At 40.4% G+C, this 12,809-nt stretch carries 11 protein-coding genes and 1 riboswitch; of the genes, 6 read left to right on the plus strand and 5 right to left on the minus strand.

Going from position 1 to position 12,809, the window contains the following annotated elements; translation table 11 throughout:
* Position 1 precedes the first annotated feature (1 nt).
* From nlpI to HMPREF3020_RS09490, 4 genes are all read left to right on the plus strand, one after another.
* Positions 2-943, plus strand: a complete 942-nt coding sequence (gene nlpI / locus HMPREF3020_RS07955) for a lipoprotein NlpI (RefSeq protein ID WP_070776275.1) — start codon at positions 2-4, stop codon at positions 941-943.
* A gap of 75 nt (positions 944-1,018) precedes the next feature.
* Positions 1,019-2,857, plus strand: a complete 1,839-nt coding sequence (locus tag HMPREF3020_RS07960) for a DEAD/DEAH box helicase (RefSeq protein ID WP_070776131.1) — start codon at positions 1,019-1,021, stop codon at positions 2,855-2,857.
* 95 nt (positions 2,858-2,952) lie between these two features.
* A complete protein-coding gene (gene mltF / locus HMPREF3020_RS07965) occupies positions 2,953-4,347 on the plus strand; it encodes a membrane-bound lytic murein transglycosylase MltF (RefSeq protein WP_049372788.1) in 1,395 nt (464 codons plus the stop codon).
* Between the two features lie 55 nt (positions 4,348-4,402).
* Positions 4,403-4,546, plus strand: a complete 144-nt coding sequence (locus HMPREF3020_RS09490) for a hypothetical protein (RefSeq protein ID WP_005697833.1) — start codon at positions 4,403-4,405, stop codon at positions 4,544-4,546.
* Between the two features lie 45 nt (positions 4,547-4,591).
* On the opposite strand, the gene hpf is transcribed toward HMPREF3020_RS09490, so the two are convergent.
* The 4 genes from hpf to HMPREF3020_RS07985 all read right to left on the minus strand — a co-directional run bounded on the left by hpf (position 4,592) and on the right by HMPREF3020_RS07985 (position 9,802).
* Positions 4,592-4,915 carry a ribosome hibernation-promoting factor, HPF/YfiA family gene (hpf, locus tag HMPREF3020_RS07970; RefSeq protein ID WP_005695412.1) on the minus strand — a complete coding sequence of 108 codons (324 nt, stop codon included), beginning with the start codon at positions 4,913-4,915 and terminating at the stop codon, positions 4,592-4,594.
* A 242-nt stretch (positions 4,916-5,157) separates the two neighbouring features.
* Positions 5,158-6,528 (minus strand): alanine/glycine:cation symporter family protein, encoded by a 1,371-nt coding sequence (locus tag HMPREF3020_RS07975; protein WP_070776132.1) that lies wholly within the window; start codon positions 6,526-6,528, stop codon positions 5,158-5,160.
* A gap of 88 nt (positions 6,529-6,616) precedes the next feature.
* Positions 6,617-6,738: riboswitch (glycine riboswitch) on the minus strand.
* Positions 6,739-7,041: 303 nt separating this feature from the next.
* Positions 7,042-9,039, minus strand: coding sequence for a transketolase (gene tkt, locus HMPREF3020_RS07980; RefSeq protein WP_070776133.1), 1,998 nt, complete (start codon positions 9,037-9,039; stop codon positions 7,042-7,044).
* Between the two features lie 85 nt (positions 9,040-9,124).
* Entirely contained in the window at positions 9,125-9,802 is a 678-nt protein-coding gene (locus HMPREF3020_RS07985; protein WP_144049853.1) for a YtjB family periplasmic protein, read from the minus strand.
* Between the two features lie 68 nt (positions 9,803-9,870).
* On the opposite strand from HMPREF3020_RS07985, the gene serB reads away from it, so the two are divergent.
* Both serB and HMPREF3020_RS07995 read left to right on the plus strand, forming a co-directional pair.
* Positions 9,871-10,815: a phosphoserine phosphatase gene (serB, locus tag HMPREF3020_RS07990; protein WP_070776134.1), complete on the plus strand. Its 945-nt coding sequence runs from the start codon at positions 9,871-9,873 to the stop codon at positions 10,813-10,815.
* A 20-nt stretch (positions 10,816-10,835) separates the two neighbouring features.
* Positions 10,836-11,327 carry a YajQ family cyclic di-GMP-binding protein gene (locus tag HMPREF3020_RS07995; RefSeq protein ID WP_049371578.1) on the plus strand — a complete coding sequence of 164 codons (492 nt, stop codon included), beginning with the start codon at positions 10,836-10,838 and terminating at the stop codon, positions 11,325-11,327.
* Between the two features lie 60 nt (positions 11,328-11,387).
* Here the strand turns inward: HMPREF3020_RS07995 and argH are convergent, their stop codons facing one another.
* A complete protein-coding gene (argH, locus tag HMPREF3020_RS08000) occupies positions 11,388-12,761 on the minus strand; it encodes an argininosuccinate lyase (protein WP_070776135.1) in 1,374 nt (457 codons plus the stop codon).
* Positions 12,762-12,809 lie beyond the last annotated feature (48 nt).

A 12,809-nucleotide genomic window follows, 5' to 3' on the forward strand; every position in this document is an offset into this window, starting at 1 on the left:
AATGCAGTATTTTCGGTTATTCCGTTTTCTAGTTTCGTTGTCTAGCCTAAGTGTGATTTTATTTATTTCCGGTTGTGTACAATCGGGAAACGTGTTTGTCGCACCAAATAAAGTCGTGCTAGCGGATCAAACGCCGAATACGCACTTCGAACAAGAAGTGATGATTACCCGAATCGGGCAGGTTTTATTAGTTGGAAAAATGAGTAATGAAGAACGGGCGACGCTTCACTTTGAACGTGGCGTATTATATGATTCCCTCGGTTTATGGGGCCTCGCTCGTTATGACTTTACACAAGCCCTCGCGTTACAGCCAAAGATGGCTTCTGTTTACAATTATTTAGGGCTTTACTTACTACTTGAAGAAGATTACGACAGTGCATTAGAAACCTTTAATGCGGTGTTTGAATTGGACCCAAGTTATGACTATACCCACCTTAATCGTGGTTTAAATTTTTATTACGTCGAACGCTATAATCTTGCTGAAGACGATTTGATGAAGTTTTACGAAGCCGATACCAAAGATCCTTATCGCGTACTCTGGCTCTATTTGAACGAACAAAAATTAAAACCACAAGAAGCCCATGCCAACCTTGTTGAACGAGCTAAAGGGCTATCTAAGGACTTCTGGGGAACAAATATCGTTCAATACTATTTAGGTAATATCTCCGTGAGTGACTTGCAAGAGCGGGCAACCAAATTTGCAGAAAACTCGCAACAATATGCAGAAATATTAACCGAAACCTACTTTTATCTAGCAAAACAAAAACTCAATTTGGGGCAAATTGATGAAGCTGCGGCTTTATTCAAACTTGCTATTGCGAATCAGGTGTATAACTTTGTTGAGTATCGTTTTGCCGTGTTAGAGCTGATGAAATTGAAACCAGCTCAAACTGAAGACGAAAAAGAAGAAAAAAGTGCGGTCACAAAAACAGCTGTTTTTTAGACTTGCCTCCTTCTTTTATAACAAATAAACCTGAAAGCTAAATTGAGCTTTCCTTAATTATATTCGAGCATTTTAATGACAGACAAAATCACTTTTAATGATTTAGGCTTGCCTGAATTCATTCTAAAAGCCGTTTCTGACCTTGGTTTTGAAACACCTTCGCCAATCCAACAAGCTTGTATTCCTGCTCTTCTAGAAGGCAGAGATGTACTTGGTATGGCACAAACTGGTAGTGGTAAAACTGCCGCATTCTCTTTGCCTATTTTGGCAAAAATTGATCCTGCCGCAAAACATCCACAATTATTGGTGATGGCACCAACGCGTGAACTTGCCATTCAAGTTGCTGATGCTTGTGAACACTTCATGAAATATGCAAAAGGCATTAACATCGTGACTCTTTATGGTGGTCAACGCTATGACATTCAATTACGTGCATTAAAACAAGGTGCACAAGTTGTTGTAGGTACACCGGGTCGTATTTTAGATCACATCCGTCGTAACACATTAAATCTATCTGAATTAAAAGCAATCGTACTTGATGAAGCAGATGAAATGCTTCGTATGGGCTTTATTGATGATGTAGAAACCGTTATGGCTGAATTACCGGAAGAGCACCAAACTGCCCTTTTCTCAGCAACCATGCCTGAGCCAATTCGTCGTATCACAAAACGCTTCATGAACAATCCACAAGAAGTGAAAATCAAAGTAAATAACGATAATGCGCCGGATATTGAACAAAACTGTTGGTATGTTCAAGGTTTCCGTAAAAATGATGCGTTATTACGCTTCTTAGAAGTGGAAGAGTTTGATGCGGCAATCATTTTTACCCGCACTAAAACAGGTACACTTGATGTGACCGAATTATTAGAAAAACACGGTTTCCGTGCTGCGGCATTAAACGGTGATATGACCCAACAATTACGTGAACAAACCTTAGATCGCTTACGTAATGGTAGCCTTGATATCGTCGTTGCAACCGATGTGGCTGCGCGCGGTATTGATATTGAACGAATCAGCCTTGTAGTGAACTATGACATCCCACTTGATGCAGAGTCTTACGTTCACCGTATCGGCCGTACTGGCCGTGCTGGTCGTTCTGGTCGTGCATTATTATTCGTTGAACCACGTGAACGCCGTTTACTTCGCAATATCGAACACTTGATGAAAAAACCAATCAATGAAGTTGAATTGCCAAATCATGAAGTATTGCAAGCCTGTCGTCGTAAAAAATTCCAAGACAAGATCACCAAACAATTGGAACATCACGATCTGGAAATGTATCGTAGCTTATTGGAAGATTTATTCACGGCAGATCAGGATCAAGAAGATATTGCTGCAGCCATGTTGATGTTACTTCAAGGAAAACAAAAACTCATTCTTCCACCTGATCCACCAATGGATAAACGTCGTCGTGACCGTCATGATCGCGGTGATCGTCGTGAAAATCCACGTTCAGCTGAACGTCGTGGTGAACGTAAAGGCTACGGCACACCACAGCCGATGGATTTATATCGCATCGAAGTAGGTCGTGCAGATGGTGTAGAAGTGCGTCATATCGTAGGTGCGATCGCAAATGAAGGTGATATTAACAGCCGTTACATTGGCCATATCAAACTTTACGATGACTACTCTACTGTTGAATTACCACAAGGTATGCCAAAAGAATTGCTCCAACAATTCGGAAAAACTCGCGTTTTAAATAAACAAATGCAAATGAGCTTTATGGGTGCAGCACAGTCAGACAACAGACGTGGTGGCAATGACTTTGGTGGAAAAGGTCGCCGTAATGAACGTGGAGACCGAGGCCAAGATCGTTTCCGTGGTGAACGTAATGGTGAGCGTCGTCAGCGTAAATTTAACGATAAAAATGACCGCAGTTTTAATGAACGTGGTCGCCGAGATCGCCAACGTTAATCCTTATTTAACAGCCCCTTGAAGTAAAAGGGGCTTTTTTATTGTCTTAATTCTCGTTACAATCGTCTCTTATCTCAATTTATAAGGTTTATCTATTGAAAGGTCTATTTTTACGTATTATTGCTGCTTTTGCATTATTACTTTGGGCAATTGATATGGTCTTCCCTTGGCAAAAAATTATGCAATCGGAGCAAAACCCTTACACCACGATCAAAAATCGCGGTAGCCTGATTGTCGGCACCATTAATAATCCCATTTACTATTTTATTGGGAATGAAGGCGAATCAGGCTTGGAATACGAATTAGCAAAAAACTTTGCTGATTATTTAGGGGTTCGCTTACAAATTAAAACCTTAGAAAATAACGATCAACTTTTTAATGAATTGGAGAACAATAATATTGATATCGCCGCTGCGAATCTTTTGTTCCAGCCTCAGCGTGCAGAAAAATTTCAGTTAGGACCATCTTACACCTCTGCCTCTTGGCAGCTTGTGTATAAAAAAGGTGAAAATCGCCCGAAAGATTTAGCACAAGTCCAGCAAGAAATTATTATTTCTGCAGGAGAAGACTTAGAAAAATTATTATCCCTTGCACAGAAAAAACTTCCTGCTCTTAAATGGCAGAATAACAAGCAGCTGACCCAAGAGGAATTATTGATTCAAGTAGCGGAAGGCAAAATTCCTTATACTATTGCAAACAGTATTGATGTGGCGGCAGCACAACAAATTCGCCCTAACTTAGCAATTGCATTTGACTTAACCGATGAAATGACCGTGCATTGGTATCTTTCCAATCAATCCTATAATGAGCTACAAGCAGGCTTATTGGATTTTATGAATAATGCCATTGAAACGGGATTAATTGATCGTATTGAGGAAAAATATTTCCGCCATATTACTGCCTTTGATTATGTAGATACTCAGGCTTATCTGGAGGCGGTTGAAAAAATTCTGCCTCAATATCAACCGCTCTTTGAAAAATATAAAGGGAATTTAGACTGGCGATTATTAGCCGCAGTGGCCTATCAAGAATCGCATTGGGACCCTTATGCCACCTCTCCAACAGGTGTACGCGGGATGATGATGCTTACCAAAGATACGGCTGTGCGGATGAATATTAATAATCGCACGGATGCCGAACAAAGTATAAAAGCGGGATCGGAGTATTTGCATTGGCTACTCGACCAAATGCCAGACAGTATTCCAGAAGAAGATCGAATTTGGTATTCTTTAGCAGCATATAATATGGGATTAGGGCATATTTTGGACGCACGTCGCTTAACAAAAAAATTAGGTGGTAACCCAGATAACTGGTTAGATGTAAAAAATAATCTTCAACTATTATCGGAAAAGCGCCATTATTCAAACTTAAAATATGGCTACGCCCGAGGCTATGAAGCCTACCAATATGTCGAAAATATTCGCCGTTACATGAACAGCATTGTGAATTATCATCGCGTTCAAGAAAACCAAGCGACTGCAACAGAGTAAGTGCGGTCAGAAAAAGCAACGTTTTATTGAACTCAAAGAAAACAAGGAGAAAAAGATGTTAAAAAGAAAAACTTTTTTAAAGAAAAAAGCATCAAGAGATATCTCTGCCTCACGCAACTTGCGTTTAAGACGCTTAAAACACCGTAAAGCAAAACAATTCCAACGTCATGCGTTGCAATTAGTGATTCAAGATATCTAAAAAAGGGCGAACATCATGTTCGCCCTTTTATTTATTCATTATCCTTTATTTTTCAAAAGAATCTTTCAAACGCTCATCTGCTCGGCGAGATTCACCTTTATGTTGAAGTTTATTTAACTGGCGTTCTAATTTTTCTTCGACTTCATTGATCGCTTTATACATATCATCAGCCGTTGCAGTGGCTAACAGATTACCTAATGGAGTTCCAATTGAAGCCTCTACAGAAAAGCCGTTTGGTACTTTACTTAAAACAAAATGCGGGCTAATCAGTTGAGTGTGCCATTTCTCTAATTTTGCAAGTCTTCCCTCCACATGTTCACGAATTGCAGGGGTGATTTCCATTTGTTTACTTGTGATATTGAGTGTCATAGCATTTACCTCTTTTGCTTAAATGAACCCTTCGGTTCCGTTCATCTTTAATAACAACATATCGACCTTGAACCACTTTTTCAAGTGCTTTTAGGTAAATAAAAAAACAAATGTTCAAAAATATGATCGGGATCTAATTTCTGAAAAAATGTGATTTCATTTCCGTGTAAACTTGTTATGATGTAAAGCTGTAAACAACAAAGGGAAGCGTTCTGCTTCCCTTTTCTTTTTACGAGCCTAAATTAGGCTAATTCATCTTGATCATGTTGCGTCGCTTTTAAACGTTCGAAGTAATCTTTGGTTTCTGAAATAATCTCTTTGCGTAAACCAATTAATGCAACTAAGTTCGGGAAGGCCATTAAACCATTCACAATATCCGCTAAGATCCAGATTAAATCTAAGGTGAGGAATGAACCCGCTCCAACTAGAACAATAAACACGAAGCGATACAATTTAATACCACGGATACCGACTAAGTAAAGGAAACAACGCTCACCGTAGTAGCACCACCCTAAAATAGTGGTGAAAGCAAAGAATAATAATCCTACTGTTACAATCGTTGCACCAAATGATGTACCTAATCCCTGTGCAAAAGCATAGTTAGTCACACTTGCACCTGAAAGCTCTGGGTTGCTCCATGCACCCGTAATCACAAGCACTAAGCCCGTCATCGTACATACGATGATGGTATCTAGGAATGTTCCTGTCATCGAAATTAAACCTTGGCGAACGGGCTCTTTCGTTTGCGCTGCTGCGGCTGCGATCGGCGCACTCCCTAAACCTGATTCATTTGAGAAAATACCGCGCGCCACACCCGATTGAATGGCTTTCATCACGGTAAAGCCAACTGCTCCACCTAAAGCTGCCTGAGGATTAAACGCACTCTGAATAATTAATGAAATTGCAGCTGGTAATTTATCGTAATTAACGATTAAGATGATAATTGAGGTCGTCACATAACCCAGCGCCATAAAAGGCACAATGACTGCAGAGGCTCTCGCAATACGTCTTACTCCACCAAGAATAATCATCGCGACCAATACCGTCACCACTGTTGCAGTAATCACAACAGGCACGTTAAAGGTGTCTTGCATCGCATGCGTAATCGCATTCACTTGAGGGAAAGTACCGATACCGAAAAAGGCCACCAACACCCCAAATAACGCAAATAATTTCGCTAACCATTTGATACCAAGACCACGTTCGATGTAATACATTGGTCCACCAGCCATAAAACCGTATTTATCGCGCACACGATATTTCACTGCAAGCAAACATTCGGCATATTTGGTTGCCATGCCTAATAATGCAACTAGCCACATCCAAAAAATTGCGCCAGGCCCCCCCGCTTGCACAGCGGTCGCTACACCCACGATATTCCCTGTACCAATGGTTGCCGCTAATGCGGTACAAAGTGCAGCAAAAGAAGACACGTCCCCTTTGCCTTTATTTGCACCACGAGCAAATAAATAGCCCAAGGCACGAGGCAAATAACGAATTTGCAAAAAGCCTAAACGAAGGGTGAGATAAAGTCCGGTTCCGGACAATAGAATAAGTAGGGGCGGTCCCCATATAAAGCTACTAATAGCCGATAAGATTGTCTGTAATGACATTGATGATTCCTCGTCGTTTAAAATACAAATAAACTCGACAAGGAGACAAGAAGAATCCCGATAGAAATATTTTTGATAATACCGATTGTCTTTTGCCCCTGTCCTTTTGCCTGAGCGTTTGGAAAACAATCGAAAAATCGACCGCTCTTTTGCGCCTTCGGCGTCCATTTACATCAATAAAATGCAATGGATCTCTCCAAGGGTTCGTCCAGTAACAGTCCCTGCAATCTTGCGATTGCGCCTGAAAGATTTTACCTCGTCGGCGTAGGGGCAATTCCCTACTCTCCAGCTACCTTCTTCCGAACTCACTTTTTACGTTTTATTCTTATTGCAAAAAGTACTGCAAATTCTAACAAACTTGAAAAGCTAACTCAATGGATTGACGAAAAAAGGCTTAGATAACAAGGTGAAAGCAGATAAAAACAAAGTGCGGTCAAAAATTTTCTTATTTTTTGACCGCACTTTCTTAAAAAAGAAAGGCAGGTCATGACCTGCCCTTATCTATTTTAATAATTATAAAATCTCTTTTGCTTTTGCCACTACGTTATCCACGGTGAAACCAAAGAGTTTGAATAATTGATCTGCTGGAGCTGATTCGCCGAAGCTATTCATACCTACCACGCGACCTTCAAAGCCGACGTATTTATACCAGAAGTCTGCAATACCTGCTTCGATTGCAACACGTTTGGTTACGGCTACAGGTAACACACTTTCACGGTACGCTGCATCTTGTTTGTCGAAACGGTTAGTACTTGGCATAGAGACGACACGTACTTTTTTACCTTCAGCAGTCAATACATCTGCTGCTTTCACCGCTAATTCTACTTCAGAACCTGTCGCAATGAAGATTAACTCTGGTGTACCCTCACAGTCTTTTAACACATAAGCACCACGTTTAACTGCATCTAATTGTGCAGAAGTGCGGTCCATTTGTGCTAAGTTTTGACGGGTAAAGATCAACGCACTTGGGCCATCTTGACGTTCAACCGCTTGTTGCCATGCGATGGCTGATTCCACTTGGTCACATGGACGCCATGTTTCAAGATTTGGAATTAAGCGTAATGAGGTGGTTTGCTCAACTGGTTGGTGAGTTGGACCATCTTCGCCTAAACCGATCGAGTCATGAGTATAAACGAATAAAGTGCGTTGTTTCATTAATGCTGCCATACGCACCGCATTGTGTGCATATTCGTAGAACATTAAGAAGGTTGCGCCATAAGGAATGAAACCGCCGTGTAAAGCAATACCATTCATAATCGCTGACATACCGAACTCACGAACACCATAGTTGATATAATTACCACCTACGTTTTCGCGGGCACGAATTGGTTTAGAACCACTCCATAACGTTAAGTTAGAGCTTGCTAAGTCTGCAGAGCCACCTAAGAATTCAGGTAATACATGTGCATAAGCTTCGATTGCATTTTGTGATGCTTTACGGCTTGCAATACTTGCAGGATTCGCTTGTAATTTTTCAATGAACGCTTTAGATTCTGCCGCCCAATTTGCTGGTAATTCACCGTTTACACGACGTGTAAATTCTGCTGCAAGTTCAGGGTATGCTTTTGCATAAGCGGCAAATTTTTCTTCCCAAGATTTTTCTGCTGCAGCGCCTTTTTCTTTCGCAGACCATTCTGCATAGTACTCAGCCGGAATTTCAAATGGACCATATTCCCAGCCAAGTGCTTTACGGGTTAATGCGATTTCTTCATCACCTAATGGTGCACCGTGGCAATCATGAGAGCCTGATTTATTTGGTGAACCAAAACCGATGATGGTTTTACAAATAATTAATGTTGGTTTTTCTTTTTCTGCTTGAGCAAGAATGGTTGCGGCACGAATTTGTTCTGCATCGTGACCATCTACATTACGGATTACTTGCCAGCCATAAGCTTCAAAACGTTCTGCCGTATCATCACTGAACCAACCATCAACATGACCATCAATCGAAATGTTGTTGTCATCGTAGAATGCGATTAATTTACCAAGACCTAATGTGCCTGCTAAAGAGCAAGCTTCGTGAGAAATCCCTTCCATTAAACAGCCATCACCTAAGAACACATAAGTGTGGTGATCGACAATTTCATGGCCTTCACGGTTAAATTGACCTGCTAAGGTTTTCTCAGCAATCGCCATCCCTACTGCATTAGTGATACCTTGGCCTAACGGACCAGTTGTGGTTTCAACACCTGGTGCATAACCATATTCTGGGTGGCCTGGGGTTTTAGAATGTAATTGACGGAATTGTTTTAAATCTTCGATAGAAAGATCATAGCCTGTTAAATGTAATAAGCTATAGATCAACATTGAACCGTGGCCATTAGAAAGTACAAAACGGTCGCGATCGGCCCATTTAGGATTGTTTGGGTTATGTTTTAAGAAATCGCGCCATAATACTTCAGCGATATCCGCCATTCCCATCGGTGCACCTGGGTGGCCTGATTTTGCTTTTTGTACTGCATCCATTGATAGCGCACGAATTGCGTTGGCGAGTTGTCTACGAGTTGCCATGTTTTTCTCCTATCTAAATAATTCTCAGTATTCTACCTTATTTACTGATTGGCTTAACCAATATTTGCAATTTTATTTACCTTGATCAAATTCTTCGACGACGTTGATGGAAACGTTGGCTACTCGATTTACCTTGTAAATTGACGACTGTTTTAGTTTCCACTGGTTTTCGATATGTTCGACGATAATGACTTAAAAAATAATGAATGGAACTGGCGAATAACGCGCCTAATAAAAAGACCACGACAATTTCACCATATAAGCGGTGAAAAACTTGATTGATTTTGTTCTGTGTTGTTTGAGCATATTGGGCGTCAAAGGTCACGCGCAAAAAGCCACGAACCGCATTATTGGAAGCCGAGTAAATCGGTTCAACAATTTGTTGTGTTGAAAACTCACCTTCATTTTTATGCTCAAGACCAAGTTGCTCACGAAGATTGCCGGTATTGGTACTTTGTGCCAATTCTTTGCCGTTATAATCATAAATGGTTGCATCGAGCACAAAGTTTTCTTTGACTAAATTATCTAAATTTTCGACGAGCTGATCGGATTTCGCATTATTGGTTAATAAAACTGAAAATAAATTGGCTTGCTGACGAACCAAAGTATGCGATAAATTCGCTACTTGATTCACACTTGAAAGCTGTGAACCGATCTTAAATTGTTTCACACCAAATAAAATCACCGCCATGGCACCGATACAAAGCAGAATGATGAGCCCAAACATCAGTGATTTTTGAAGTTTTTCTTTAATTAATTGCACGTTGTTTTTCCATTTTTTCGCCAAGATCGGCTAGAATAGATGAGTATTCACAATTTACAGGATTTTCTATGCAAATTCAAAACCTTGCAAGCATTACCCAAAAATATCCCCAATTACCCACCGCACTTTCGTCTGATTTGCCTCACTCCGATGAATCGCATGCGTTTATTTTATACGGTACAACGCTGAATTTAGCCAAATTACTCGAATTCCAACAAAAGTGCGGTCAAACTTTTCTGTGTTTTGATGCATGGAACGTTGAAAAAAATACTATTGTCCTTTTAAAAGGCGAATGGCTAGCCGATTTTATTGCCCATGCTCACAACCTGCAATTAGACATCGCCAAACTGGATTTTGATGCAAAATTATCAGAAAAAGGTTTATTGGTGATGGATATGGACTCTACCGCCATTCAAATTGAATGCATTGATGAAATTGCCAAACTGGCTGGTACAGGTGAATTAGTTTCTGCCATTACTGAAAGCGCAATGCGTGGCGAGCTCGATTTTGAACAAAGTTTGCGTCGTCGTGTCGGTACGCTTAAAGGCGCGCCAGAAAGCATTTTGCAACAAGTACGTGAAAAATTGCCTTTAATGCCAGGCTTAATTGAAACCATTAAGACATTACAACAACATGGTTGGAAAACCGCCATTGCTTCTGGTGGATTTACCTATTTCGCCGATTACTTAAAAAGTTTATTAAACCTCGATTTTGCGGCGTCTAATCAATTTGAAATTATTGATGGCACGCTGACTGGAAATGTAAAAGGTAGCGTGGTGGATGCACAATACAAAGCGAACACCTTGCAAAAACTCGCTGAAGAATACGGTATTCCACGCAAAAACACCCTTGCTATTGGAGATGGAGCCAATGATTTGGCGATGATGAATGTTGCAGGATTAGGTGTGGCATTCCATGCCAAACCGAAGGTGCAACAACAAGCGCAAATTGTGGTAAACTTTGCTGACTTAACCGCACTTTTATGTCTTTTAAGTGCAAATGATCGAATTTAATTCATTTTGGGAGAAAACTTATGCCATCTTTTGATATCGTATCTGAAATTACTATGCACGAAGTGCGTAATGCGGTTGAAAATGCAAACCGCGTATTAAGTACACGTTATGATTTCCGTGGCGTGGAAGCCGTCATTGAATTAAATGAAAAAAGCGAAACCGTGAAAGTGACCACCGAATCAGATTTCCAATTAGAACAATTAATTGAAATCTTAATTGGTGCGTTTGTAAAACGTGGCATTGAGCATAGCTCATTGGATATCCCAACAGAAAGTGAACACCACGGTAAACTTTACACCAAAGAAATCAAATTAAAACAAGGAATTGAACCAGAGATGGCGAAGAAAATCACTAAATTAGTGAAAGATTCAAAAATCAAAGTTCAAACTCAAATTCAAGGTGAACAAGTACGCGTAACCGGCAAATCTCGTGATGATTTACAAGCTGTTATTCAATTAGTGAAAGGCGCTGAATTAGGCCAACCATTCCAATTTAATAACTTCAGAGATTAAGAAAACGAAAGAGCGGTCAAAAAACACAACATTTTTGACCGCTCTTTTTATTTACGTTAATTAAACTAATCTCGCTTTTGCTTCTGCAATCGCTTCAGCTACACGAAGTGGTGAAACCCCACCTTTCGCACAACGTTTATCTAAACAAGATTGTAGTGAAAGAATGTCATATACATCATCCCCTACCACATCACTGAATTGACGGAACTCAGGAATGGTTAAGTCTTCCAAGGCTTTGCCTTTTTCAATCGCATAAACCACGGTTTCACCGACAATATGGTGAGAATCACGGAATGGTACACCTTTTGCCACAAGGTAATCTGCTAGCTCTGTTGCATTTGAGTAACCTTTTAAAGCAGCTTCACGAGTACGATCGGTATTCACTTTTAACTCATCTAATACAAAAGTCGCCATATCTACGCAATCTTGCCAGGTATCTAACGCATCAAAGATCCCTTCTTTGTCTTCTTGCATATCTTTGTTATACGCTAACGGTAAACCTTTTAAGGTCATCAACATACCGGTTAATGCGCCCATTACACGGCCCGCTTTACCACGAATCAATTCACAAGCATCTGGATTTTTCTTTTGTGGCATTAAAGAGGAACCTGAAGTCACACGATCTGACAATTCCACAAAATTCGCTTCACCACTGTTAAAAATGATCATATCTTCTGCGAAACGAGAAAGGTGCGCCATACTTAAAGAAGCTGTTGAGAGTAATTCCACAATATGGTCACGATCAGACACACTATCCAAGCTATTACGCGTCGCAAAAGCAAACCCAAGATCTGCAGCTAATTGTTCACGATCGACCGCATAGGCTGTTCCTGCAAGTGCACCACTGCCTAATGGGCAACTATTCATGCGTTTATAAGCATCAGCGAGACGTGAATAATCACGCTCAAACATTTCTACATAAGCCATACACCAATGGGCAAAAGTGATTGGTTGTGCACGTTGTAAATGGGTATAACCCGGCATCACCGCATCTTGAGTATTTTCAGCAGTTTGCACCAAATGACGTTGAAGATTACGAACAGACTCTTGTAACTCGATTACACGCTGTTTGCACCACATTTTGATATCGAGTGCAACTTGGTCATTACGGCTACGACCCGTGTGTAATTTTTTACCTAAATTACCCACTTTATCGATAAGCTTACTTTCTACCCAGCTATGAATATCTTCTGCATCATCTTGCAAAATCGCTTGTGGATTTGACCGCACTTCGATTAATAATTCATTTAAGGCAACTTCTAGCTGTTGTTGCTCTTCAGCACTTAATACACCAACATTGACTAAAGCTTTAGACCAGCCAATGGAGCCTTCAATATCTTGCTCTGCCAAGCGATAATCAAAACGCAGGCTATCATTAAAATCTTTAAAACGTTTATCTGCCGCTTGTGTAAAACGACCACCCCAGAGAGCCATAGATTATCCTTCTTTTAATTTTGACGATGATTAATTATTCAATTATTA

The sequence above is a fragment of the Haemophilus sp. HMSC068C11 genome (assembly GCF_001815355.1).
Classification (GTDB): Bacteria; Pseudomonadota; Gammaproteobacteria; order Enterobacterales; family Pasteurellaceae; genus Haemophilus_D.